This window comes from Pseudomonas sp. E6002 (assembly GCF_013385565.1).
GTDB lineage: Bacteria > Pseudomonadota > Gammaproteobacteria > Pseudomonadales > Pseudomonadaceae > Aquipseudomonas.
The window spans coordinates 170358-196048 of the sequence record NZ_JACAPT010000027.1 but is presented as its reverse complement, the minus strand read 5'-3'; the positions used below and the strand labels follow the sequence as shown (position 1 = coordinate 196048).

At 60.7% G+C, this 25691-nt stretch carries 22 protein-coding genes; 15 read left to right on the top strand and 7 right to left on the bottom strand.

Annotation, left to right across the window (positions count from 1 at the left end):
* Positions 1 to 106: 106 nt before the first annotated feature.
* On the bottom strand, positions 107 to 493 hold the full coding sequence (locus HX815_RS22290) for a MarR family winged helix-turn-helix transcriptional regulator (RefSeq protein WP_177028897.1): 387 nt from the start codon (positions 491 to 493) through the stop codon (positions 107 to 109).
* A 309-nt stretch (positions 494 to 802) separates the two neighbouring features.
* Here HX815_RS22290 and HX815_RS22285 point away from each other — a divergent pair, with 309 nt between their 5' ends.
* From HX815_RS22285 to yghU, 4 genes are all read left to right on the top strand, one after another.
* Positions 803 to 3991, top strand: a complete 3189-nt coding sequence (locus HX815_RS22285; protein ID WP_177028896.1) for an efflux RND transporter permease subunit — start codon at positions 803 to 805, stop codon at positions 3989 to 3991.
* Position 3992: 1 nt separating this feature from the next.
* Positions 3993 to 5174: an efflux RND transporter periplasmic adaptor subunit gene (locus HX815_RS22280; RefSeq protein WP_102605049.1), complete on the top strand. Its 1182-nt coding sequence runs from the start codon at positions 3993 to 3995 to the stop codon at positions 5172 to 5174.
* Positions 5167 to 6594, top strand: coding sequence for an efflux transporter outer membrane subunit (locus HX815_RS22275; protein ID WP_177028895.1), 1428 nt, complete (start codon positions 5167 to 5169; stop codon positions 6592 to 6594). The genes HX815_RS22280 and HX815_RS22275 overlap by 8 nt, the downstream gene beginning before the upstream one ends.
* A 133-nt stretch (positions 6595 to 6727) precedes the next feature.
* The gene (gene yghU / locus HX815_RS22270) at positions 6728 to 7561 is read left to right on the top strand and encodes a glutathione-dependent disulfide-bond oxidoreductase (protein WP_177023139.1); all 834 of its coding nucleotides are present in this window, start codon (positions 6728 to 6730) and stop codon (positions 7559 to 7561) included.
* Between the two features lie 101 nt (positions 7562 to 7662).
* Here the strand turns inward: yghU and HX815_RS22265 are convergent, their stop codons facing one another.
* The 3 genes from HX815_RS22265 to HX815_RS22255 form a co-directional block, all read right to left on the bottom strand.
* A complete protein-coding gene (locus tag HX815_RS22265) occupies positions 7663 to 8958 on the bottom strand; it encodes a cation:dicarboxylate symporter family transporter (protein WP_177028894.1) in 1296 nt (431 codons plus the stop codon).
* Positions 8959 to 9049: 91 nt separating this feature from the next.
* Positions 9050 to 10258 (bottom strand): pyridoxal phosphate-dependent aminotransferase, encoded by a 1209-nt coding sequence (locus HX815_RS22260; protein WP_177028893.1) that lies wholly within the window; start codon positions 10256 to 10258, stop codon positions 9050 to 9052.
* An 11-nt stretch (positions 10259 to 10269) separates the two neighbouring features.
* Positions 10270 to 10935: an RraA family protein gene (locus tag HX815_RS22255; RefSeq protein WP_134326042.1), complete on the bottom strand. Its 666-nt coding sequence runs from the start codon at positions 10933 to 10935 to the stop codon at positions 10270 to 10272.
* 117 nt (positions 10936 to 11052) lie between these two features.
* Here HX815_RS22255 and HX815_RS22250 point away from each other — a divergent pair, with 117 nt between their 5' ends.
* Both HX815_RS22250 and HX815_RS22245 read left to right on the top strand, forming a co-directional pair.
* Positions 11053 to 11949, top strand: coding sequence for a LysR family transcriptional regulator (locus tag HX815_RS22250; RefSeq protein WP_008433274.1), 897 nt, complete (start codon positions 11053 to 11055; stop codon positions 11947 to 11949).
* Positions 11950 to 12000: 51 nt separating this feature from the next.
* Complete coding sequence (locus tag HX815_RS22245; protein ID WP_008433275.1) at positions 12001 to 12924, top strand: LysR family transcriptional regulator; 924 nt, start codon at positions 12001 to 12003, stop codon at positions 12922 to 12924.
* Here the strand turns inward: HX815_RS22245 and HX815_RS22240 are convergent.
* Entirely contained in the window at positions 12827 to 13531 is a 705-nt protein-coding gene (locus HX815_RS22240) for a TetR/AcrR family transcriptional regulator (protein WP_102368481.1), read from the bottom strand. The two genes, HX815_RS22245 and HX815_RS22240, sit on opposite strands and share 98 nt — an antisense overlap.
* 124 nt (positions 13532 to 13655) lie before the next feature.
* Here HX815_RS22240 and HX815_RS22235 point away from each other — a divergent pair, with 124 nt between their 5' ends.
* The 4 genes from HX815_RS22235 (at position 13656) to HX815_RS22220 (ending at position 17409) form a co-directional block, all read left to right on the top strand.
* Positions 13656 to 14879 (top strand): MFS transporter, encoded by a 1224-nt coding sequence (locus HX815_RS22235; RefSeq protein WP_177028892.1) that lies wholly within the window; start codon positions 13656 to 13658, stop codon positions 14877 to 14879.
* A gap of 112 nt (positions 14880 to 14991) precedes the next feature.
* Positions 14992 to 15372: a type 1 fimbrial protein gene (locus tag HX815_RS22230; protein ID WP_003207908.1), complete on the top strand. Its 381-nt coding sequence runs from the start codon at positions 14992 to 14994 to the stop codon at positions 15370 to 15372.
* A 22-nt stretch (positions 15373 to 15394) separates the two neighbouring features.
* On the top strand, positions 15395 to 16300 hold the full coding sequence (locus HX815_RS22225; RefSeq protein WP_003207910.1) for a LysR family transcriptional regulator: 906 nt from the start codon (positions 15395 to 15397) through the stop codon (positions 16298 to 16300).
* A 116-nt stretch (positions 16301 to 16416) separates the two neighbouring features.
* Positions 16417 to 17409, top strand: a complete 993-nt coding sequence (locus HX815_RS22220; protein WP_003207912.1) for an MBL fold metallo-hydrolase — start codon at positions 16417 to 16419, stop codon at positions 17407 to 17409.
* Positions 17410 to 17416: 7 nt separating this feature from the next.
* Here HX815_RS22220 and HX815_RS22215 read toward each other — a convergent pair whose 3' ends face one another.
* Positions 17417 to 18340, bottom strand: a complete 924-nt coding sequence (locus HX815_RS22215; protein ID WP_087692926.1) for a LysR substrate-binding domain-containing protein — start codon at positions 18338 to 18340, stop codon at positions 17417 to 17419.
* 196 nt (positions 18341 to 18536) lie between these two features.
* Here HX815_RS22215 and HX815_RS22210 point away from each other — a divergent pair, with 196 nt between their 5' ends.
* From HX815_RS22210 to HX815_RS22190, 5 genes are all read left to right on the top strand, one after another.
* Positions 18537 to 19457 carry an ABC transporter permease gene (locus HX815_RS22210; RefSeq protein WP_003207915.1) on the top strand — a complete coding sequence of 307 codons (921 nt, stop codon included), beginning with the start codon at positions 18537 to 18539 and terminating at the stop codon, positions 19455 to 19457.
* A gap of 7 nt (positions 19458 to 19464) precedes the next feature.
* A complete protein-coding gene (locus HX815_RS22205; protein ID WP_008433279.1) occupies positions 19465 to 20328 on the top strand; it encodes an ABC transporter permease in 864 nt (287 codons plus the stop codon).
* A gap of 62 nt (positions 20329 to 20390) precedes the next feature.
* Positions 20391 to 21971, top strand: coding sequence for an ABC transporter substrate-binding protein (locus HX815_RS22200; RefSeq protein ID WP_177028891.1), 1581 nt, complete (start codon positions 20391 to 20393; stop codon positions 21969 to 21971).
* Positions 21972 to 21976: 5 nt separating this feature from the next.
* The gene (argH, locus tag HX815_RS22195) at positions 21977 to 23482 is read left to right on the top strand and encodes an argininosuccinate lyase (RefSeq protein ID WP_177028890.1); all 1506 of its coding nucleotides are present in this window, start codon (positions 21977 to 21979) and stop codon (positions 23480 to 23482) included.
* 11 nt (positions 23483 to 23493) lie between these two features.
* Complete coding sequence (locus tag HX815_RS22190; RefSeq protein WP_003207919.1) at positions 23494 to 25317, top strand: ABC transporter ATP-binding protein; 1824 nt, start codon at positions 23494 to 23496, stop codon at positions 25315 to 25317.
* Positions 25318 to 25361: 44 nt separating this feature from the next.
* Here HX815_RS22190 and HX815_RS22185 read toward each other — a convergent pair whose 3' ends face one another.
* Positions 25362 to 25658 (bottom strand): DUF3144 domain-containing protein, encoded by a 297-nt coding sequence (locus tag HX815_RS22185; RefSeq protein ID WP_003207921.1) that lies wholly within the window; start codon positions 25656 to 25658, stop codon positions 25362 to 25364.
* Positions 25659 to 25691 lie beyond the last annotated feature (33 nt).

Below are 25691 nucleotides of genomic sequence, written 5' to 3'. Positions count from 1 at the left end.
CGAGTGGTGGGGCAAGAGCGTTTTGCTTACTTTTGCGCTGTTCAAAAGTGAGCCGCTGTAAGAGCGGAACCAATACAAGCCATCACCCAAATAACGGATATGCCCCCTAACCCAACAACGCCCGAGCAAACTCATCAGACGCAATAAAGTCCATGGCCTTGCGCAACTCGCAAGCCGCCTCAGCCCCAAACGCCTCATCAAACCGCACCGCCATCTGCCTGGACACCACCCGCGCCTCTTCGTATTTACGCTGCCCCGCGTCGGTCAACAGCACCCGCCGGCTGCGACGGTCCAACTCATCCACCCGCAACACCACCAGCCCATCCCGCACCAGCGGCTTGAGCGTATGCCCCAGGGCCGACAAATCCATCACCAACGACTGCGCCAGGTCGCGCATCTTCGGAGCGTCGCCATTGGCGATGTGGTTCATCAGCGAATACTGGGTGGCCTTCAGACCAAACGGCGCAAACGCCTCGTCATAGATCTGCGCCATACGACGGGACGCGCGCCGCACGGCTCCGTTGGAACAGGTGCTCGGGCTATTCAGGACAGGCGGTGCGCATTTCACAGGCTGATCACTCGCTACAGATCAAGGGTTAACCGAACGTTAATCCGGCAAGATGAATATTGACACATGCTGCAACAAATTAGTTGCGTATGCCACTAAACGCTATATCGTGGCATATGCCTCTATTTTGACCGGATGTCAGTGCAGTTGGCCCGGAACACAGACGGGCGGGGCAGGAGGGAAGCGCTGTTCGGTACCTCCTTCAGTCATCAACTTCCTGTCTGGATCACATCTATGCTCAACCTCGTGCGCATCGCATTGCGGCGCCCCTATACCTTCCTGGTATTGGCTATTTTCATTCTGATTGTGGGCCCGCTCGCGGCCTGGCGTACCCCGACCGACATCTTCCCCGAAATTCGCATCCCCGTGATTGCCGTGATCTGGCAGTACACCGGCTTGCCGCCGGACCAGATGGCCGGCCGCATCACCTCGCCGTTCGAGCGGGTGCTGACCACCACGGTCAACGACATCCGCCATATCGAGGCGCAATCGCTGAACGGCTACGGCATCGTCAAGGTGTTCTTCCAGCCGGGAGTCAACATCAGTACGGCCAACGCGCAGATGACTTCGGTGTCCCAGGCCATCCTGCGTCAACTGCCGCCGGGCACCACGCCGCCGCTGATCCTCAACTACAGCGCCTCGACAGTGCCGATCGTGCAGTTGGCCTTGTCCGGCAAAGGCCTCAGCGAACAGAAACTCGGTGACCTGGGCCTCAACACCGTGCGCCTGATGCTGACCACGGTGCCCGGTGCCGCACTGCCATACCCGTTCGGCGGCAAGACCCGCCAGGTGCAGATCGACCTCGACTCCGCACGCATGCAGGCCCGTGGTCTCTCGGCGCAGGACGTGGCCACTGCCCTGGCCACGCAGAACCTGATCACCCCGGTGGGCACGCAAAAGATCGGCAGCTACGAGTTCAACCTGCAACTGAACAACTCGCCGACGGACTTCCACGACCTGGAAAACCTGCCGATCAAGACCGCCGACGGCACCACCGTGTTGATTCGTGACGTGGCCACGGTGCGTGACGGCAACCCGCCGCAGACCAACATCGTGCACGTCAACGGCAACCGCTCCGTGCTGCTGCCGGTGCTCAAGACCGGTTCGGCCTCGACCCTCGGGGTGATCGCCGGGATCAAGGACAAACTGGCCGACAACAAAGGCGCCTTGCCGCCCAACCTGAATATCGACCTGATCGGCGACCAGTCGTTGTTTGTGCGCTCGGCGATCAGCGGCGTCGCCCGTGAGGGGATCATAGCGGCCGCGTTGACCAGCCTGATGATCCTGTTGTTCCTCGGCAGTTGGCGCTCCACGGTGATCATCGCCACGTCGATCCCATTGGCCATCCTGTCGTCGATTGCCACGCTGTCGGCGCTCGGCGAAACCCTCAACATCATGACCCTCGGCGGCCTGGCATTGGCCGTGGGGATCCTGGTGGATGACGCTACGGTGACCATCGAAAACATCAACTGGCACCTGGAGCAGGGCAAGCCGGTGGAGACGGCGATCCTCGACGGCGCGGCGCAGATCGTCACGCCGGCGTTCGTGTCGCTGCTGTGTATCTGCATCGTGTTTGTGCCGATGTTTTTCCTGGAAGGCGTGGCGCGCTTCCTGTTTGTGCCGATGGCCGAAGCGGTGATCTTCGCGATGATCGCCTCGTTCATCCTCTCGCGAACCCTGGTGCCGACCCTCGCCAATTACCTGCTCAAGCCTCACGAACATCATGCGGACGGTACGCCGGTGGTGGCGCCGTCGAGCAACCCGCTGGTGAAATTCCAGCGCGGGTTCGAGCGCCAGTTCGAGGCGTTTCGCGGGGTTTACCACGGGGCACTGGAGAGTGCCTTGCACCACCGCCGTATCGCGGTGATCGCGATGCTGGCGTTCGTCGCCGTGTCGTTTGCGCTGGTGCCATTCCTGGGTCGCAACTTCTTCCCCGACGTCGACTCCGGGCAGATCCTGTTGCATGTGCGTGCACCGATCGGCACGCGGGTCGAGAGCAATGCGCGGCTGGTCTCGCAGATCGAGAACACCATTCATAACGTGATCGAGCCCCGGGAGCTGGCGGCCATCGTCGACAATATCGGCCTGGCCATCAGCGGGATCAACGTGGCCTACAACAACACCGGCACCGTGGGTTCACAGGACAGCGACATCCAGATCAGCCTGAAAGAGGGCCATCGTCCCACCGCCGAATACATGCGCGAACTGCGGGAGCGGCTGCCCCGTGAATTCCCGAATGCGGTGTTCTCGTTCCCGGCTTCGGACATCGTCGGGCAGATCCTCAACTTCGGTTCTTCGGCGCCGGTGGATGTGCAAGTCAGCGGGAATAACCTGCCCGCCAACTTCACCTACGCCAGCACGTTGCTGCGGGAAATCCGGCGGGTGCCGGGTGTGGTGGATGCGCGTATCCAGCAGTCGCGGCAACTGTCCACGTTCAAGATCGATGTGGACCGTACCCAGGCCCAACTGGTGGGCCTGAACGAGCGCGATGTGACCAACAGCCTGGTGGTCAACCTGGCGGGTTCCAGCCAGGTGGCGCCGACGTTCTGGCTCAACCCGGCCAACGGCGTGTCTTATCCGATTGTGATGCAAACCCCGCAGTACGGCCTCGACACCCTGGCCGCCCTGCATAACCTGCCGTTGAGCGGCAGCCCCGGTTCGGCGCAAGACCAGACCCTCGGCGGCCTGGCGTCCATCGAACGCAGCCACGCGAACTCGGTGGTGACCCAGTCGGACATCCAGCCGGTGGTCGAGGTGTTGACCGCAATCCAGGGCCGCGACCTCGGTGCCGTTGCCGCCGACATCCAGAAGATCATCGCCGCCCACGCCAGCGAAGTGCCCACCGGCTCCAAGGTGCTGTTGCAGGGCCAGGTGCAAACCATGAACGCGGCCTTCAGTGGCTTGCTGTTTGGCCTGCTTGGCGCGGTGGTGCTGATCTACCTGCTGATCGTGGTCAACTTCCAGTCCTGGGCTGACCCGTTCGTGATCATCACCGCCTTGCCGGCGGCGCTCGCGGGCATCGTGTGGATGCTGTTCATCACCCACACGCCGCTGTCGGTACCGGCGCTGACCGGGGCGATCATGTGCATGGGCGTGGCCACCGCCAACGCCATCCTCGTGGTGAGCTTCTGCCGCGAACGCCTGGCCGTGCACGGGGATGCGGTGCAGGCGGCGCTTGAAGCCGGCTTTACCCGTCTGCGCCCGGTATTGATGACCGCGATTTCGATGATCATCGGCATGGCGCCGATGGCGCTGAGCCTGGGGGAGGGCGGCGAACAGAACGCCCCGCTGGGCCGCGCGGTCATCGGCGGGCTGGCCTTCGCCACCATTGCCACGTTGTTCCTGGTTCCGCTGATTTTCAGTCTTGTGCACGGGCGGCGTCAGCACGCCACGCTTGCGACCACCGCCACTCAAGGGGTTTGACATGTCTGCTTCCGTTTCCAATCCGGGTTCGCCCCGCCGTAAATCCCGTGGTCTGCTCTGGCTGTTGCTCGGGCTGGTGGTCCTGGTTGCCGTGGTGGTATTCGGCATCGGTGTGCGCGCCAGCGAATCCCATGACCTGAAAACCTGGACCGATGCCCAGGCGTTGCCCAGCGTGATCCTGATCACCCCGAGCGTGCAGCCCCAGGGTCCGATCCTGAACCTGCCGGGGCGCCTTGAGGCGTACTCCCGGGCGTCGATCTTTGCCCGGGTCAATGGCTACCTCAAGACCTGGAACGTCGACATCGGCGACCACGTGAAGGCCGGGCAACTGCTGGCCGAAATCGACACGCCGGAGCTCGATCAGCAACTGCTGCAAGCCAAGGCCGTGCTGGCTTCGGCCCAGGCCGACGAGTCGCTGGCACAGACCACCGCCAAGCGCTGGCAGGCAATGCTTTCGTCGGACTCGGTGTCGCGCCAGGACGTGGATGAGCGCACCGGCGACCTGACTGCCAAGCAGGCCAAAGTGGTCGCGGCCAGGGCCAACGTCGACCAGTTGGTTGCCACCAAGGGCTTCCAGCGCTTGACTGCGCCGTTCGCCGGCGTGGTCACTGCACGCTCCACCGATGTGGGGGCGCTGATCAGTGCCGGTGGTGCCACCGGCAAAGAGCTGTTCGCGGTCTCCGACGTCAGCCGCCTGCGGGTGTATGTGCAGGTGCCGCAGTCGTCGGCGCCGCAGATCCAGGTGGGCACCGTGGCGCGTCTGAGCGTGCCGGAGTATCGCGGTGAAACCTTCAACGCCAAGGTGATCGCCACTGCCGATGCGGTGAACGCCGCGTCCGGCAGCACCCTGGTGCAACTGTTGGTGGAGAACCCCGGCAGCCGCCTGTTGCCGGGCGGCTACACCAGCGTGCAGTTCACCTTGCCGGTGCAGACCGACGTGCTGCGCCTGCCTGCCAGCGCCCTGGTGTTCGATGACAAGGGCATGCGCGTGGCCACCCTCGACGCGAATAATCATGTGCACTTCAAGACCGTGACCATCGCCCGGGACTTCGGTGACAGCGTGGAAATCGGCAGCGGCCTGGTCGCCACCGACCGCGTGATCGACACCCCGCCCGACGGCCTGGCCGACGACGATTCGGTGCAACTGGCCGCCAATCCCGTGGAGGCCAAACCCCATGGCTAAGCGCACTTGCCTGGTATTGGTCGCGACCCTGGGCCTCGGTGCCTGCCATCTTGCGCCGCCGCTGGACGTGCCGGAGGTACCCATTGCCGCGCAGTTCCATACCCAGGGACCGTGGACCGTCGGCACGCCGAACGACCAAGCAAGTCGCGACGGTTGGTGGCACATCTACAAGGACCCGCAACTGGACGCGATGGAGCAGCAGTTGCTACAAAGCAACCCGGACTTGAGCGCGGCACTGGCTCACTATTCCCAGGCCCAGGCGTTTTTGGCCCAGGCGCAATCCGGGCTGTTTCCAAAGCTGATCGGTTCCAGCAATGCCCAGCGCATTCGCCAGTCGGACACCCGCCCACTGCGCTCTGCCAGCCCGCCGAATGTTTACGATTCCGGGACAGTGGGGGTCGAACTGGACTATGAAGTCGACCTCTGGGGCCGTGTGCGCGACACCGTTGCCGCCGGCACCAGCGACGCCCAGGCCGCCAAGGCCGACCTGGCCTCAGTGCGTCTGAGTTTGCAGGCGCAATTGGCCGACAGCTACATCCGCCTGCGTGGCATCGACCGGCAAGACCAGTTGCTGCAGGAAACCAGCGATGCCTATGCCAAGGCTTTGAGCCTGACCGAAGGCTTGCACGGCGGCGGTATCGTCTCTGGGCTGGACGTGGCGCGGGCGCGTACCCAACTGTCGACGGTCAAGTCGCAGCTGAGCCAGAATTTGGTGCAGCGTGCAGTGCTCGAACACTCGATAGCGGCGATGCTGGGTGAGTCCGCATCGACCTACACGATTGCCCCAAGCGTCGCGGATATCGCCTTGCCCGGCGTGCCCACCGGTGTACCGTCTACGCTGTTGCAGCGTCGGCCGGACATCGCCTCTGCCGAGCGCCGGATTGCCTCGGCCAATGCACGCATAGGGGTGGCGAAAGCCGCCTGGTTCCCGGCCCTTACCCTGAGTGCCCAGGGAGGTTTCCAGAGTGATGAGTTCGCGCACTTGTTGAGCGCGCCCAACATTTTCTGGGCCATCGGCCCGTCGCTGGTGGGGACGATTTTTGACGGCGGCGCGCGCCAGGCCGGGGTGAACAGTGCCAAGGCGGCAACCGATGAAGCCGCGGCCAAGTATCGTGGTGTAGTGTTGACCGCGTTCGAGCAGGTGGAGAACAACCTCTCGATCATCTCCGGGCTCGACACCGCCCTGGTTGACCAGCGCGATGCGGCGGCAGCCGCGCAGTACGCCGAGGACTTGTCCCTGGCACGCTATCGCCAGGGTGGCGCGGCGTACCTGGACGTGGTGACGGCGCAGGTAGCGTCGTTGCAGGCACAGCGCACGGTGCTGGATCTGCAGACTCAACAGTTAAGCGCCAACGTAGGGCTGATCAAGGCACTGGGTGGCGGTTGGAATATGGCCCAACTGGCCCAAAAGAACCTGTAGGAGCGAGCGTGCTCGCGAAGGTCGTCGACCACACCGCGGGCATCCTGAAAGAACACGGCGCCCTCGAGTTTTTCGCGAGCAAGCTCGCTCCTGCCGTTAGTTGTTGTGAACATTGAATCCAAGGAGTAGTGGCATGACTGATTACGTACCGCCAAAAGTCTGGACCTGGAAGACCCAAAACGGCGGCACCTTCGCCAGCATCAACCGGCCCATTGCCGGCGCGACCCACGACAAGGAATTGCCGGTAGGCCGTCATCCGTTGCAGCTGTATTCGTTGGCAACGCCCAATGGCCAGAAGGTCACGATCCTGCTGGAAGAGCTGCTGGCCCTGGGTCACCAGGGGGCGGAATACGATGCGTGGTTGATCAGGATCGGTGACGGCGACCAGTTCGGCAGCGGTTTCGTCGGGGTCAATCCGAACTCGAAGATTCCCGCGCTGCTGGACCGCAGCGGGCCCAAGCCGATTCGGGTGTTCGAGTCGGGTGCGATCCTGCAGTACCTGGCCGAGAAGTTCGGCGCGTTCCTGCCCACCGAACCGGCGGCCCGTGCCGAATGCCTGTCGTGGTTGTTCTGGCAGATGGGTAGCGCGCCGTACCTGGGCGGTGGTTTCGGGCATTTCTATGCCTACGCGCCGACCAAGATCGAATATGCCATCGACCGCTTCGCCATGGAAACCAAGCGCCAACTGGACGTACTGGACAAGCAATTGGCCGAGCACGAATACATTGCCGGGGATGAGTACACCATCGCCGACATGGCGATCTGGCCGTGGTACGGCGGCCTGGTGAAAGGCCGCTTGTATGAGGCGGGGGAGTTTCTCTCGGTGCAGGATTACAAGCACGTCGTGCGCTGGGCCAATGCCATCGAAGCGCGGCCGGCGGTGCAGCGTGGGCGCCGGGTCAACCGCGTGTCGGGCGAGCCGTCAGAGCAACTGCGCGAGCGGCATGAGGCGTCGGACCTCGACTGACCCACCACACCCACCCTTGTGGCGAGGGAGCTTGCTCCCGCTGGGCTGCGAAGCAGCCCCAAAACCTGCACCCACGTTCTACCTGAAAGAACAAGGGCTGCTTATTGGGGCCGCTTCGCGGCCCAGCGGGAGCAAGCTCCCTCGCCACAGGTTTCTGCGGTGCTCTCACGCCTTTCCCACTTGGCAATCACCAGCGGTGCCAGGGCATTGCCCAGTACGTTCAACGCGGTGGTTGGCATTTCCATCAGGCGATACACCCCGGCGATGAAGGCGATGCCCTCCAACGGCAAGCCCGCACTCGCCAGGGTCGCCGACAGAATCACGAACATGAACCCCGGCACCCCGGCCGCGCCCTTGGATGTCAGCACCATGGTCACCACCAGCAGGGCCTGGTCGCCAAGGCTCAGGTCGATGCCATACAGCTGCGCCACAAACAGCGTGCCGATCCCCAGGAACAGCGACGCACCGTCCAGGTTGAACGAATACCCCACCGGCACCACAAAGCTCACCAGTGAAGGCGGCACGCCGTAGGTTTCGAGTTTCTTCATCAGTTGCGGCATCACCGCCGCCGAACTGGCGGTGGAGAACGCCAGGATCAGTTCATCCTTGATATGTCGCATCAACGCAAACAGGTTGATCCCCCACAGGCGCGCGACCAGGTTGAGCACCACCAGCACGAAGAAAGCAATCGACACGTAGCTGACCAGGATCAGCTTGGCCAACGGCAACAGCGAGCTGAACCCGAAGTTGGCCACGGTCACCGCGATCATCCCGAACACGCCGATGGGCGAGTAGGCCATGATCATCGACGTGACCTTGAACATCGCCTCCGACACCCCGCGCAGCAGGGCAATCACCGGGTCCTTGCGCTCGGCCGGCAAGCGCGATACCCCGAGGCCAAACATCACCGCGAAGAACAGCACCGACAGCAGGCTGCCCTGGGCCATGGCGTTGATGACGTTGTCCGGAATGATCCCGACAATGATCTGCCCCAGGCTGTGGCCACCGCCGGCGCTGCTCGTGGGCAGGGTCACGGCACTCGCTTGCAGGCTGGCCAGTTCGGTACCGGCGCCCGGCTTGAGCAGGTTGCCCATCACCAGCCCGACGATGATCGCCAGGGTGGTGATGCAGAAGAAATAGCCCAGGGACTTGGCCCCGATGCGTCCCAGGGATTTACCGTCACCGTGCCCGGCAATGCCCACCACCATGCAGGCAAACACGATGGGCACGACGATCATCTTCATCAGCTTGATAAAGATATCGCCCGCCGGTTGCAGCAGGTTGTCCACCAGCCACGGCCGGGATTCGGGAAAACGGTGCAGCAGGGCGCCGATGGCGATGCCGGCGAGCAAGCCGATCAGGATTTGCCAGACCAGCGCGATGCGGGGCTTGTGCATGGGAATGCCTCATTTATATCAATGATTATGAGTGTTGTTCTAGGCAGTCAATGAGCGGCCATCCCTGGCCGCCCGGTGGGGCGGGAATCCGTCAGCGCAATCGATGGCACGCTTCATTCAGGCGACGGCAACCTTCTTCAATCACGTCAAGCGAGCTGGCGAAAGACAGGCGGATATACGGCGACATGCCGTACGCCGCACCACTCACGGTGGCCAGGCCGTGTTCCCGCAGCAGGTACTCGGCCAGTTGTGTGTCACTGTCGATCCGCTCGCCGTGGGCGGTGGTCTTGCCCATCAGCCCGGCGACGTTGGCGAACACGTAGAACGCGCCATCCGGTGGCGTGAAGCTCACGCCGGGAATGTCTTCGAGCAGGCCCAGCATGCGTTCGCGGCGTTGCTGGTACACCTCGCGCATCCCGGCGATGGGCGCCTGGTCGCCAGCGAAGGCGGCCACTGCGGCAGCCTGGCTGAGGGAACTGGGGCAGGTGGTGGTTTGCGAAAGCAGCTTGGCAATGGCCGCGATCAGCCAGGCCGGGCCGGCACCGAAACCCAGGCGCCAGCCGGTCATGGCGTAGCCCTTGGAGGCGCCGTTGACGATCAGCGTGCGCGGCTTCAGGTCCGGTGCGAGTCGGGTCAGGGAAACGTGGCGGGCATCGTCGTAGACGAAGTGCTCGTAGATCTCGTCCGCCATGATCAGCACATGGGGATTGCGCCGCAGCACCGCGGCCAGGGCCAGCAGTTCGGCCTCGTTGTACACCGCGCCGCTGGGGTTGTTCGGGCTGTTGAGGATCACCCATTTGCTGCGCGGGGTGATCGCTTGTTCCAGGGCCTGAGGCGACAGTTTGAACCCCAGTGACTCGTCGCCGGGAATGATCACCGGCGTCGCGTCATTCAGCCGTGCGATGTCCGGGTACGACACCCAATACGGCGTGTGCACGATGACTTCGTCGCCGCGATTCAGGGTCGCCGCCAGGGCGTGATAAATGATGTGCTTGCCACCGCACCCGGCGATCACTTCGTCCAGCCCATAGTCCAGCTGGTTGTCGCGCTTGAGCTTGAGGCAGATCGCCTGGCGCAGGGCGAGGGTGCCGCTGGTGGCGGTGTAGTGGGTGTCGCCACCGTGCATCGCGGCACTGGCTGCTTCGAGGATATGCGCGGGTGTATCGAAGTCCGGCTCGCCCACGGTGAAGTTGACGATGTCCCGGCCCTGGGCGCGCAGTTCGCTGACCAGTGCATTGGCGGCGATGCTCGGGGAGGGCGCGATGCCCAGCACCCGGTCGGACAGAAAGGCAGTGCTCATGATGACTCCCCTCAGCCTGCCAGGCCGGCCTGTTGCAACACCTTGTCGATCCAGCTCTGGCGCACCGCACCGCTGGCGATTTCGGCTTTGACTTGCTCTTCGTGGGCCGCGTGTTGCGCGGCCTTACGCAGCACTTCGGCGGCGTCGGCCTGGGAGAAGGCGACCAGGCCGTCCTCGTCACCCACCAGCACATCCCCCGGGTTGATCAGCATGCCGCCGATGGACACCGGCACATTCACCTCGCCCGGGCCGGTCTTGTAGGGGCCGCAATGCACCACGCTGCGGGCGTAGCAAGGGGTGTCCTCGAAGCTCGCGACATCGCGAATCGCCCCGTCAATCACAAACCCCACGCAGCCGCGTTGCTGGGCGTAGAGCTTGACCAGTTCGCCGATCACCGCGTTGTTGGTGTCGCCCTGGGCGTCCACCACCAGCACGTGGCCCGGCTCCAGCATGCTCAAGGCCTTGTAGATCAGCAGGTTGTCGCCGGGGCGGGTTTTCACCGTGAGCGCGGTGCCCACCAGCTTGCCGGTGCGGTTGTAGCGGTTCAGCCCACGGGCGCCGATGTGCCGGCCGAGGTTGTCGCTGATGTGCGGGGTGACCACGTGAGTGAAGGCTTCGAGCACTTCGGCAGAAGCCAGCGGCGGGTTGGGGAGGATGCGGGAACCGGGCAAGGACATGGCTGTAACTCCGATTGATCTTATGGGTCTGTGGCTAGATCTTAGGAGTGATGAACATACAGTTTTAGCGATATTTTATTATCTGATAGGATCGCTTTTTCTCATGGGAGATGGCCGATGATCACGTTCAAGCAAATCGACGCGTTGTACTGGATTGCCGAGCTGGGCAGTTTCGAGGCGGCGGCGAACAAGCTGAACATGTCGCAGTCGGCGATTTCCAAGCGCATCCAGGAGTTGGAAGAAACCTTCGATGTGGAGATTTTCGACCGCAGCAAACGCAATGCGCGGTTGACGGAAAAGGGCGCCGAGTTGCTCGACTACGCCAAGGACCTGCTGGAGCGTCGTGACTACATGCTGGAGCGGGTCAGCACCCGTGAAGTGCTGGTGCGCAGGTTTCGCCTGGGGGTGACGGAATTGACGGCTTTCACCTGGTTGCCGGCGCTGGTGGAGGCGTTGCGCGAGGCCTATCCCAAGGTGCAGATCGAGCCGTCGGTGGAGTTGAGCAGTGAGCTGTTTCGCAAGCTGGAGAGTGATGAGCTGGACCTGGTGATCGTGCCTGATGCCTACAGTGATTCGCGCTTCCTGAGTACGCCGCTGGGCAGTGTGGAAAACGCCTGGATGTGCGCACCGGGGTTGGTCAGCGAGGCTGATCCGGTGGGGCTTGAGGCATTGGCCGGGTATACGGTGTTGACCCAGGGTTCGCACTCGGGGACGGGGCTGATTTATGAGCGCTGGTTGGCAGCGCATGCTGTGCAGATGCCGCGCAAGTTGACCAGTCATAACCTGTTGGTGCAGGTCGGGCTGGCGCTGTCGGGGGTGGGGGTGAGTTATTTGCCCAAGGGGTGTTTGTCGCATTTGATCGAGCGCGGGGAGCTGCGCGCGCTGGTGACGGAACCGGCGCTACCGAGGGTTGGGTATGTGGCGTTGCATCGCGGGGATCGGCAGTTTGGCTTGAACCAGAATGTGGCGCAGTTGGCGGTGCAGTGTTGTGATTTTTCACGGTTGTTGTTTTAGTTTTTCGAAGCAGTGAGCGAGTCCTTAAAGACCTACCCGGTGTAATCCATCATGAAACGCCATTTCGAAGATTTGCAGCTGGGCAGCATCGAGCTGTTCTGCCTGGCCGCCGAGGCCAGCAGCTTTACCGCCGCCGCCCAGGTGGCAGGTGTGACCCCGGCGGCGGTGAGCCGCAGCATCTCGCGGTTGGAAGAGCGCCTGGGCTCCCGGCTGTTTGTGCGCACCACCCGCAGCATCCGCCTGACCGATGGCGGCCGGACATTTTTCGAGCAATGCCGCCAGGCGCTGACGCAACTGGTGGAAGCCCAGCAGGAAATGATGGGCGCGCAATCGGTGCCGTCCGGGCTGTTGCGCATCAGCATCCCGACCACCTACGGCCATCACCGGATCCTGCCGCTGCTGCCGAAATTCCGTGCGCTGTACCCGCAAGTCAGCGTGGATATCCACATCAGCAACCGCAACATCGATTTCGTCGCCGAAGGTTATGACCTGGCCATTCGCGTGCGGGCCCAGCCGGACTCGACGCTGATTGCGCGGTTGCTGGAAGACGCCAGGCTGGTGGTGGTCGCGACGCCGTCATACCTGAAGCGTGCCGGCACGCCCCAGGCCCTGGAGGATTTGCCGAACCATGAGTGCATCCAGTACGAATTGCCGAGCAACGGGCGGCGCATTTCCTGGCTGTTCCAGGTGGACGGCAAGGAGCGGGAGTTTGCCGGGGAAGCAGGCTACAGCTGCTCTGACGACGTGCTGGGTGGCGTAACCCTGGCCAAGCACGGCGCGGGGTTATTCCAGACCTACAAGTTCATCGTCGAGGAGGAGTTGGCCAACGGCAGCCTGGTAGAGGTCTTACAGCCTTACGGCGGGCGATCACGGCCGTTTACCTTGCTGTATCCCCACGGCCGCTATGTGCCCCATCGGGTGCGGGCGTTTGTGGATTTTCTGCTGGAGCATCGCGCCGAATGGGCGGCGCTGTAGCGGCGGATAAGTCCCAGGTCAGCATCAGTTGGCCAATGGCAGTATCGATGGCATCAGCGTCGACGCCATCCCGGGCCAGGATCGACACGCCTTGCAGAAAACTGTCGTAGACCGTGGCCATGGCACGGGCGTTGGTCTCGGAGGGTAACTGGCCCGCCCGGATGCCGCGCTCGACACAATGCACGATGCCCGCCCGTGTGCGCTCTCGCGAATGGGTCAGCCCATGGGTGACTTGTGCGTTCTCGGGGGAGGGCGCGCTCATCACGCCCAGGGCTACCATGCAGCCTTTGGGATGCCCCTCTTCACACTGCATGCGTGCCGATTGGCGCAACGCCGTCTCGATGGCCTGGCGCGGTGGCAGGCTGTCATCCCACAGGCATTCGGTGACCTGGGCGAACGTCGCCAGATAACGCTGCACGCACTCCTGGAACAGCGCGTCCTTGGAGCCGAACGCCGCGTAGAAACTCGGCGCGGAGATGCCGCCGCCCAATCCGGCTTTCAACTGGCTCAGGGACGTCGCGTCGTAACCGTGCTGCCAGAACAGGTGCATGGCCTGTTCCACGGCCTGGTCGCGGTCGAAGGTGCGGGGGCGGCCCATCTGTGCCATGTGGAAATCCTCTCGGGTGATGAGATAAATACTAGTCGATACATAAGTCGTTGACAACGCTGCGTGGGGCGCCCAACATTTATATCGATCGGTATTTAAGTCCTCTCGCTCAAGGAGTTTCCCTGTGACCCCCTCAACCACCTTATCGGCAGACGCCGTTCCCGACCGCTTGCCCGTCGGCGCCTTGCTCGCCCTGGCCATGACAGGTTTCATCTGCATCGTCACCGAAACCCTGCCGGCGGGCCTGTTGCCGCTGATCAGCGATGGGCTGGGAGTTTCAGCGTCCATGGCCGGGCAGATGGTCACCGCGTATGCGCTGGGCTCGGTGCTGGCGGTGATCCCGCTGACCATCGCGACTCGCGGCTGGCGTAGACGCAATGTGCTGCTGCTGACCATCGTCGGTTTTCTGCTGTTCAACTCCATCACGGCGCTGTCCTCCCACTACGGGCTGACGTTGCTGGCGCGGTTCCTCGCCGGGATGGCGGCGGGGCTGGCCTGGAGTTTGTTGGCCGGCTATGCGCGGCGCATGGTAGAGCCACATCAGCAGGGCAAGGCGTTGGCGCTGGCCATGGTAGGAACGCCGATTGCCCTGTCACTCGGCGTACCGCTGGGCACCTGGCTGGGTGGGCTGGTGGGCTGGCGCACCACGTTCGGGATCATGTCGGCACTGACCCTGGTGCTGATTGTCTGGGTGCTGGTGAAAGTGCCGGATTATCCCGGCCAGTCGGCCCATCAGCGCATGCCGTTGCGCAAGGTGCTGACCACGCCGGGCGTACGGCCAGTGCTGGCGGTGGTGATCTCATGGATGCTCGCCCACAACATTCTCTATACCTACATCGCGCCGTTTGTGGCCCCGGCGGGCTTGGTGGACCGTGTGGATCTGGTGTTGTTGGTGTTTGGTATAGCGGCGCTGCTCGGGATTTGGGTGACTGCCCGGTTGGTGGATGTGGCGTTGCGCAAGACGGTGCTGGTCAGCCTGGCGGGCTTTGCGGCGACGTGTTTGGCGTTTGGTTTTCTGGCGCAGGTGCCGGGCGTTATTTACCTCGGTGTGGCGGTGTGGGGCTTGAGTTTTGGCGGCGCTGCGACGTTGCTGCAAACCGCACTGGCGGATGCGGCAGGCGATGGAGCGGACGTGGCACTGTCGCTGAACGTAGTGGCATGGAACAGCGCGATTGCCGGAAGCGGCGTGGTGGGTGGCGTGTTGCTGGATACCTGGGGCGTGGCGTCTTTCCCCTGGGCAATGTTCGTGTTGCTGGCGGTGGGCTTCGCGATTGTGTGGTGCGCGCGACTCCATGGCTTCAAGCCGGGGCACCGGGCCCACGGTAAACCTGTGGTTGGCGGGCACTGATATTTCCAAAGTCTTTGGAAAAACCGCTTCTAACATCAGACAAATCTTAAAATAACCTGCTGCTCGGCCGATATCCCGGGGCATAGGCTTTATCACCCCCGGGAGTATCGGCATGCGCATCAAGAGAATGTCTGCAATCCATGTTGGCCTGTTGTTCAGCCTGTCCGGTGCCTGCATGGCCGCGAGCCCGGTGGGGCAGGGAGTCATCTCGTTTCACGGCAGCATCGTCGAAGCGTCTTGCACACCGCTCGCCGTGGCCAACGGGATGAAACTCAACAATTGCCCTACGTCCGCACGCGGCAGCGCCATCAGCGTGCGCAGTGTGCAACCGGTGGGCTCGGTCACGGCCCTCGACCACAGCGCCGTGAACGTGAAGCTGGTCGCCGACAGTGGCCGGGGAGACCGCTATTACCAGCAGCAATATGCGTTGGTGGATGGCCAAGGGAGGCCTGTGACGTCGGGGCAGTATCTGATTACATTAACGTCACCTTGAGAGATGGCAGTGGATCAACCCGATGAACCTGACTGGACACAACCTCGCGCTCCTGACTTCCCTCAGCGTCTTGCTTGAGGAGAGGAACGTCACGCGGGCGGCGGCGAAGCTCAACCTGACGCAGTCGGCGTTATCCGCGCAGTTGTCGCGGTTGCGTGACCTGTTCGGCGACCCTTTATTGATGCCTGCTCAGTCCGGAAAAGGCATGGTGCTGACAGCACGTGCCGAACATTTGCGTCAGCCGTTGCGCCAGGCGTTGCAGGTACTGGGGACGGTGGTCGGTGACCTTCCATGCTTTGATCCTGCCAAGTCGGACCGGACCTTTGTGATTGGCGCGAACGATAACGCCGCTGCGATCGTCGCGCCCCGGCTGGTGCAGCTTGTGCAGGCTGCGAGTCCTGGGGGCATCCGGGTTTCGATACGTGCGATCGACCAGGTGTTGCTTGGCGATCAGTTGGAAAGCGGCGAGATTGACGTCGCGCTGGTATCACACAGCCGTATCGGGAACCTGTCGCACGAGTTGCTGCTGCAGGAAGAATTCAAGATGGCCCAGCGCGCCGATCACCCTCGCGGATCCGCGCCACCAACGCTGGAGGAATACCTGGGCCTGGAGCATGTGGTGGTGTCGGGTGCCGTGAACAGCTTTCACGGTTTTATTGATGATGTGCTCGCGCAGAAGGGGCGTGCGCGCCGTGTCGCGGTGTCGGTGCCTTACTACAGCATCGTTCCATTGCTGCTGCAGAACAGCGACTGTGTAAGTGTGCTTCCGTCCCGTTTCCTGAGCCGTTATGAGCGCTCGCTGGCGGCCCTTGCTCTGCCCCTCGAGGTGCGCGACTTCAGTTTGTTCTCTGCCTGGCATCCACGGTTCGACAAGGACCTGGCACATCTCTGGTTGCGCGAACAACTCAAGCTCTGCGTGCTTTCCTGACGACATCAGGCCCTGGCAGGTATCTACGCCACACATACCTGGCATGCGGAGTTTCGATTTCAACTATAAAAAACGCTTGAATAGGATGCCGCCGATTCCAACTGGAGAGCTGCACCATGACCAAGCTGACATTTACCCGCGTGTTGAATTACACGGCCCTTGCTGCTGCCCTGGCACTGGGAGCCATCGCGGCACCGGCGGTGGCAGTTGCCGCCGCGCCCCAAGTCAAAACCCAGGCCCCTGGTTACTATCGCACGATGCTTGGAGATTTCGAGGTCACCGCGCTGAGTGACGGCACCATCGATGCACCGTTCGACAAATTGCTGAATGAGCCGGCTGCCAAGACCACTACCGCACTGCGCAAGGCGTTCCTCGGGGTGCCCACCGAGACCTCGACGAACGCGTATCTCGTCAATACCGGCACTCGGCTCATCCTGATCGATACCGGCGCTGGTGCGCTCTTCGGGCCGACCCTGGGCAAGCTCGCGGCCAACCTGCAGGCAGCCGGCTACAAGCCGGAGCAGGTCGATGACATCCTTCTCACGCACATGCACCCGGACCACGTGGGTGGGCTGGTTGCCGAAGGGGTGATGGTGTTTCCGAACGCCACGGTACACGCCGACAAGCGTGACGCCGATTACTGGCTCTCGCCGGCGAGGCTGGAGCCTGCCTCGGCCGACGCCAACAGCTTCGTACCCGAGTTCGCGAAGGGTGCAATGGCGTCCTTGAACCCGTATATCGCGCTTGGAAAGTTCCAGCCTTTCCAGGGCAGCGGGGAGATCCTGCCGGGGTTCAAGGCGCTGTCCAGCTATGGCCATACCCTGGGGCACACCAGCTACCTGGTTGAGAGCAAAGGCCAGAAGATGATTGTCGCCGGTGATCTGATCCACGCCGGTGCCGTGCAGTTTGCCGACCCGTCGGTGACTATCGAGTTTGATACGGACAAGAAAGCCGCCACCACTGCCCGCGAGACCGTGTTCAGCCTGGCTGCGAAAGAGGGCGCGCTGGTCGGCGCGGCGCACCTCTCGTTTCCCGGCCTGGGGCATTTGCGTGGTCAGGGCGCCGCGTGGCAATGGGTGCCGCTGAATTACTCAACCGAACTGAAGTGACTCGCGATTAGTACGCTTCACGGGGAATCATGGAAATAAACTCCGACCTGAAGATACCTTCCATGACCTGCATGAAATCCGAGGCGAGCTTGGAGCGCTGCTGGTGACCCGGAAATACCATCGAAACCTCGAAGGGTATGTCCTGGTCCAGCGGTCTGAACGTAAGGCCCGGGTATTTCGAGTAGGAGGCGGTGAATGGATCACACACGGTGATGCCGAGCCCCCCGGACACCATTCCGCAGGCGGAGTGCGCGGCGGTGGTTTCAACGCTGGAGACGCCTGCAACACCCCGAGCCTCCATGGCTGATGTGATGCGTCGCTGCAAAGGATTGTTGGCGTTCAGGGTAATCAGGCGTCGCCCGTGCAAATCCTCCAGGGTCACCACGTCTTTGGTGGCCAACATATCGTTGGCCGGCATCACGCACACCGCGCTGATGGGTGGCAGGTTGATCACCTGGATCCCGGGATATTCCCCTGAAGGAATCTGCACAAAACCAATATCGATCTGGTTGGCAGACGTCAGTTCCAGGATGCCCACCGAGTTGCGCACATCCAACGAGGTTCTGACCTCGGGGTGCTTTCGCGCGAATCGGCATACCCCCTCAGCCACCACACTGAGCCCCAGCGTGCTCATTGAACTGATCCTCAATGTGCCGGTGCGCAGCGTCACAAGGTCCTCTGCAACCCGCTCGATGCGTTCTATGCCTTGATAAAACTTGTCCACCTCCGCGTACAACACCTGTGCTTCCGCCCCGGGAATGAGGCGATTGCCTTCACGGCGAAACAGTCGAAGGGAAAGGACAATTTCGAGGTCGCGGATGAGCCGGCTGATGGCCGGTTGACTGACCTGAAGTGCCTCGGCGGCGATAGTCATGCTTCCGGTGAGCATGACCGCCCTGAAAGCTTCCAATTGGCGAGGATTGAGTTTCATTGTGGCTCTCGATCGAATGTTGGAGGGCGCATTTTTGCGAGCGTATAACATTTTGTTATGTGCGTCCAACCTGTTACCGGTTTGCTATAAGCATGTAACGGCGCGATGATTTAGTTGCGTGGTTTTACCAAAGAAAAGCCGTTCCCGTTATTAATATCGGGTGCCGCTTAAGTAAAAATAAAAAAGAGGATAGCGCGTGCTGAATTATACCGTCCGCAGGTTGTTACTTCTGCTTCCGATGCTGCTGGGAGTCTCCATTGTGGTCTTCCTGGTCATGCACTTTATTCCGGGAGATCCTGCGCAGCTGGCAGCAGGTCCGGATGCAACAGCGGAAGATGTTGCGCAAATAAGGCAAAACTACGGATTGGATAAGCCGCTAATCAATCAATACCTTATTTATGTCAGGAAAGTTGTCGTGGGTGATTTTGGCGAGTCATTCCAGACATTCACGCCCGTGCTCGAAGGTATAGCCAGAACTCTTCCCGCCACGATTGAACTGACCGCTGCCGGAATGTTGCTTGCCGTCATCATTGGCGTTCCCCTCGGTATTGCGGCTGCTTTGAAGCCCAGAGGCTTCCTTGATAGTTCGCTGACCACCGTTGCAGTTCTGGGCATATCAATGCCTGGCTTCTTTCTGGGACTGATATTGATGCTGATCTTTTCAGCCAACCTCGGATGGTTGCCGCCGACCGGCAGAGGCGGGCTGCAACACCTGATATTACCGGCCTTGACACTTGGTTTGCCGTATGTTGCAACTTTTTCACGGCTGGCCCGATCCACCATGATGGATGTGCTGAGGGAAGATTATATTCGTACTGCCTATGCGAAAGGTGTACCGAGTTACAAGGTAGTACTCAAGCATGCACTTTCCAATGCGGCCATTCCATTGGTGACAGTATTCGGTATGGACTTCGGCCGGTTACTGGGTGGCGCGGTTATTGTCGAGACAGTATTTGCCTGGCCGGGAATGGGGCGGCTCTTGATTGATGCAATCATGGCTCGGGATATTTATGTCGTCCAAGGCACAGTTCTTGTGTTTGCCGCGGTGGTGGTAATTATCAACTTAATGGTGGATTTGGTTTATGGCGTCCTCGACCCTCGCGTCACTTACAACTGAGGCCGATATGAAACTTCCGAAAAAATATCGGTTGGGCTTTGTCAGTTTCCTTATTTCCAATAAGCGCTGGTTCGCGTTTGCTTCATTGATCGTGATCCTGGTGATGGTTGCTGCGGCGATAGCTGCCCCTTTGTTGTTTGATTGGGATTCGGTCACCAAGATCAACTTATCAACGTCCCTTGTCGAGCCCGGTGCAAGTTCCTGGCTCGGCACGGACCAATTGGGCCGTGACTTGTTGGGTCGAGTCGTGTGGGGGGCACGAATTACGCTCACCGTCGCAGTTTCAAGTGTCAGCATTGCGATGGTCATTGGCATCGCTTTAGGTGCGGCGTGTGGCTATTACAACGGCGCCATCGCCGGGGTGGTGATGCGGGTCATGGACTCGATGATTGCATTTCCCCGGACACTGGTTGCCATTCTGGTCATCACGGTGGCGGGCAACAGCATAGTAAGCCTGACACTGGCCATCGCCATTTCAACGATCCCGATTTACGTGCGTTTCTTTGCCGGGCCGGTCATGGCATTGAGAAACCGCGAGTTTGTATTGGCCTCCAAGTCGATTGGCGTCAGCGATCTGCGGCTGCTGCTGATACATATCCTGCCGAATATCGGTTCGCTGGTCATTATCCAGGCCACCGTCTCGCTGGCTGAAGCAATCCTCATTGGTTCCGGGCTCAGCTTTCTGGGGCTTGGCCCGCCGCCGCCCACCCCGGAGTGGGGCTCGATGATTGCCGAGTCGCGGCCGTTATTGACCACCCATCCCTACGTATTGATTGCGCCCGGATTTGCACTGGTTTTGACCATATTGAGTTTCAACATTGTGGGGGATGCGTTGCGAGACTATATCGACCCGAAATCACGTAACGCATAAATGAGTTCGGCGCGGTTAAACACGCCCTGTGTGTCCACCAGAATTATCAAGCGAGAAAGATTATGCGGCGTCTGAATTGCCTGGAAGTATTGATACGGAGTTTCGCTGTTGTCGGCATCCTTGGACTGTCGGCGGGCCTATCGTTTGTTGCCAACGCCAAAGACCTGAAGAAGCTGACATTCGTTCAAGGCGCTGATATCGATACCCTGGACCCAGCGATTTCGCGCAGTGTGCCTTCTTATAACGTGATTAATCACCTGTTTAATCGGTTGGTCGCATGGGACGGTCACGGGCATAACACGTTTGTAGCTGATTTGGCGCAGTCATGGTCAAGGTCCGAGGATGGACGGCAATGGATTTTTATCCTGAAACCGGGAATTACCTTTCATGACGGCACGGCGTTTGATGCTGCAGCGGTGAAGTTTAACCTGGACCGAATCATGAACCCCAAGCTCGGTTCTCCGCACCGGTCCTACTATGCGGATATAGCTTCGGTGGATGCGCTAGCGCCGAATGAGTTACGCATCACCACAAAAAATCCGTCACCCACAATGTTGGAGTTACTGGCAAAAGAATCTTCGTCAATCAGCAGTCCGGCCGCTGTCGTTAAATATGGACGGGCTTATGGGCACCATCCCGTCGGTACCGGGCCCTACGTATTTGATAGTTGGATACCCAACGACCAGGCCGTTATTCATAAGAACAACGCTTTTTATGGAACAACGGCAAAACCGGAAACCATCGTGTTCCGTCCGGTCAGGGAAGATTTTTCCCGAGTCATAGAGCTGCGAACGAACAATGCGGATATCGCGGCAAATTTATCGCCCGAGGCGGCTATTGAATTAAAGGAACTGAATAAATCCACCTTGCTGCGGGTACCCAGCACATTCCAGGTGTTCTTTGAAATGAACCTGACCAAACCGCCCTTTGATGACCCGCGCATACGGAGGGCGGTGAGTATGGCGATTGATCGCCAGGCATTGGTCGACAAAGTGTTGTTGGGATATGGAAAAGTACCCACTGGCCCATTTCCGGAGGGTACGCAAGCCCGACGTGAATTCCCTCCGGTGAAGTACGACCCTGATGCGGCAAGAAAAATAATTAACGAGGTATATCCAGGCGGTTATCCAGGCACCGTAGTTATATGGACCCCGGCGGGACGCTATACCAAAGATCGCCAGGTCTCGGAAGTTGTCCAAGGCTATCTTAACGCCGTGGGGCTGAAGACCGAGTTTAAGGTATGGGAATGGGCAACGTATCAAAAGAACTTGTATCGCCCCGAGCCGGGCAAGGGCACGGGCAAAGGTAGCAATGACGCAAACATGTGGTTACTGGGAACGGGCATATCTGACGCGGATATTCGTTTGCGTCGAAAGTTGTCCAGCGGCGACCCGCAGAATCTCACGGGTTACAGCAACCCTCAGGTAGACAAATTACTTCAGTTGGCCTCGCGTGAACTGGATGAAAAAACACGCATGTCCTATTACGGCCAGATTCAGCAGATTCTATGGGAACAAGACCCGGACAATCTGCCGCTGTTTGACCAGGAGCAAATAATTGGTGTGCGTAAAGCGTTGAATGGCCTGGATGTCGATTATGAAGGGACCATCGATTTGACGAATGTAGAACTTATTGAGCGGTGATTTAAATGTCGAATTTACATGCCAACGAAACACTGTTAACCGACGCTCGCCTGAGTGCTCCTCCCGCTGAACGCATGGTCAAGTACCATGATATTCCGGCACTTGAGACCGAGAAACGTCAGTTTCACGAGTTTGTCGAAGTGGACCTGGCGCACACCGTGATGCTGGTTGAACAGCAGATTCTTTCTGTGTCGGTCGGGCAAGCCATCCTCGCGGAGCTGCGGTTGATTCGGGACATGGTTCCCGCCGACTTCCCGTTTGATGTAAAGAAAGGCAGCTTCCTGCTTCAGGTTGAATCGTACCTTTTCTCCCGGATCGGCGAAGACTCGGCCGGGCAGATGCACACCGGCCGCAGCCGGATAGACCAAGGGGCAACGGTACGCCGCCTGTACGACCGCAAGCGCATCCTGGCGGTGCTGGACCGTATCAATGAGTTCCAGGTGGCGTTGATTCAGAAGGCCTCCACGCATTCGGGCACCATCATGCCCGGCTACACCCATATGCAGCATGCCCAGCCCTGGGTGTTCGGCCACTACCTTTTGAGTTTTACGTCGAGGCTGCACGACAGCTTCAGCCGCTTGATGCACGCTTACACCCGGGTCAATCGCAACCCCCTTGGTGCCGTCGGCCTGGCCGGCACGTCCTGGCCGCTGGACCGTGGGCGCACCACGCACCTGTTGGGGTTCGACAGCCTGGTAGAAAACTCCAAGCTGGGCCGCGAAGCATGGTACGCAGCAGAGACGATTGGCGCATTGTCCTTTGTCATGGCCGACCTGAACGACCTGGCAACCGACCTGCATATCTGGTCGAGCGTCGAATTTGGAACGGTGGAAAGCCACGACGGCTATTGCGGCACCAGCAGTATTTTCCCGCAGAAGAAAAACCCCAGCGGCTTGGAAACCATCAAGAAAGCTGCAGGTGGATCGGTGACCTGGCTCAGCACGGCCCTGGCCACTTTCCGGTCCGAAGGTACCGGCGACCAGGCGATGCGCGACCTGCCGTTGATCCATGATGCGCTGGCCACCACCGAAGGCATGCTGGACCTGTTTACCGGCATCATTGAAACCCTGGTGGTGCATGAGGACCGGATGACAGCCCTGCTCTCCGGGAGTTGGTGCACCGCCAGCAACCTCGCCGATGTGATCGTTCGGGACCGGGGCATCTCTTTCCGCCAGGTCCACCACATCGTGGCCCGCCTGGTGCGTAACTGTCTGTACGAGGGCGTGGCTCCTGCCGGGGTGACCGGCGCCGCACTGGATCAAGCCAGCGTGGAAACTGTCGGCTCAACCCTGGGCTACTCGGATGCCCAGGTCCGCGATGCTTTGAACCCGCGCCGTTTTGTCGAGACCCGCACTTCCGCGGGCGGCGTCGGCCCGGACGAGGTCCGGCGATTATTGTCGATCGCCCGGAACGAACTGGAGCAGGACCGTGAGTGGGTTGCGCAGAGCCGGCGCAAGGTCGATCAATCCCGTGCCGACCTTGACGCGGCCATCTCGGCGATCGTCGATTAAAGGAGCGCCCCATGAACGAGAATTTGGTAGCCCGGGTGAAAAACCTGAGTGTCGGCTTCGGCACCAGAGGGCGCGAGACGCCGGTGGTGCGCGATGTGTCCTTCGAGGTGATGCGCGGTCAGACGCTGGCGATCGTGGGTGAGTCCGGCTCCGGCAAATCCGTCACCTCAATGGCGATGATGGGCCTGATTAAGCGCGCCGGCGGACGGGTGCTTTCGGGCTCGATGGAGCTGCAAACCAGGAATAACCAGATTGTCGACCTGGTGGCGGCGCCCGAGTCTGTCATGCGCACACTGCGGGGCTCGTCCATGTCGATGATCTTTCAGGAGCCCATGACTTCGCTGAATCCGGTCTTCAAGATCAGCGCGCAACTCATCGAAGGCATCTTGCTGCATCAGCGGTGCAGCCGTGCGCAAGCCGAAGCCCAGGCATTACGCATGCTGGACCTGGTGCGTATTCCGGATGCGAAGCAGGTCATGAACCGGTTTCCCCATGAGCTTTCCGGCGGCATGCGCCAACGGATCATGATTGCGATGTCGCTGGTCTGCGAGCCCACACTGCTGATCGCCGACGAGCCGACCACAGCGTTGGATGTGACGGTGCAGGCGCAGATCCTGCGGATTATCAAGGAGCTGCAAGATAGCCTGGCCATGGGTGTGATCTTTATCACCCACGATATGGGCGTGGTGGCGGAAGTCGCAGACCATGTGATGGTGATGAAGAAAGGCGAGACCGTTGAGCAAGGTCCGGCAAGGGCAGTGCTGCAGGAGCCCAAGCAGCCCTACACCCGGGCATTGCTGGCGGCTGTTCCAAAAATCGGCTCAATGCGTGGCACTCAACTTCCCGCAAAATTTGCCTTGATCGATGATGACGTCGCAGCGGGTGCAGAACCTGCGCCTGGCGTGGCCCCGGACTACCAGAGTCCGCCGGTGCTCAGAGTCGAGTCGTTGTCCATTCGGTACGACCTCAAAGGTGGTCTCCTCGGGAAGGTCCGGCGCCGTGTGCATGCCGTCGAAGGCATCGACTTTGATATCTACTCAGGTGAAACGCTGGCCCTGGTGGGCGAGTCCGGGTGCGGGAAATCCACCAGCGCTCGTGCGATTGCCGGGCTGATGCCGATACAGGGCGGGAATATCGTTTTCGGTGGCAAGAACCTTACGACGTTGAACAAGAGCGATATGAACTCGCTGCGCCGCGATATCCAGATGGTCTTCCAGGATCCCTATGCATCCCTGAACCCGCGTCTCACGATCGAGAACAGCCTGCTGGAGCCGCTGCATGTTCATGGCATTGCACATGGCGCGCAAGCACGAAAGCAGGTGCGAATATTGCTGGAGAAGGTGGGGCTGTCGGCGGAGCATGCACAACGCTATCCGCACGAGTTCTCGGGTGGGCAGCGACAGCGGATCTGCATCGCGCGGGCGCTGACTCTGTCTCCGAAGCTGATCATCGCCGATGAAGCCGTCTCGGCGCTGGACGTGTCCATTCAAGCCCAGGTGATTAATCTCCTGCAGGACCTGCAGCGCGAGATGGGCATTTCATTCCTGTTTATTTCCCATGACCTGGCGGTGGTCGAGCGGGTCAGCCACCGGGTGGGGGTGATGTACCACGGACGCATCGTTGAGATCGGGCCACGCCAGTCAGTGTTCGAGCAGCCTCAGCACCCTTACACCCAAAGGTTGCTGAGCGCGGTGCCCTCGGCGGACCTGAACGTGCCCAGAAAGCCGTTCAGCCTGATGGAGGAGAGCGTGCCCAGCAGGATTTACGAGGTGGGCTACAAGGCTCCGCCGATCAGTTACCGCGAGGTCGCCGCGGGCCACTTCGTTGCAATTTGAGCGCCGGGTATCACAGGTCGACACACCGCCCTGTGCGGGCGGGTTCAACTGCCCTTAACGAGCATGTACTTGCTGAAATTGTTGATGTGATCATCAAGATTATCCTCAAGCATCATCCGGTACTGATCACAGAAATACTTCAGCATCGCCTCACGGGCCTGGGCCATTTCTTCGCCGGATTTAAAGCTGCGTGCGCTGACCCAGGCATTGAAGCGTGTGGTGCCGAACATCATCGAGGCGCTGACTTTGCCCAGGTCGGCGAACGCCCTGAACTGCTCGTTGGACAGCTCGATGTGCGCGTCCGCGCGATCATAGAAGCCGTTGTCGGTGGTGTCTGGCATTGCGGTTACCTTCCTGTTCGTGAGTGCGGCGAA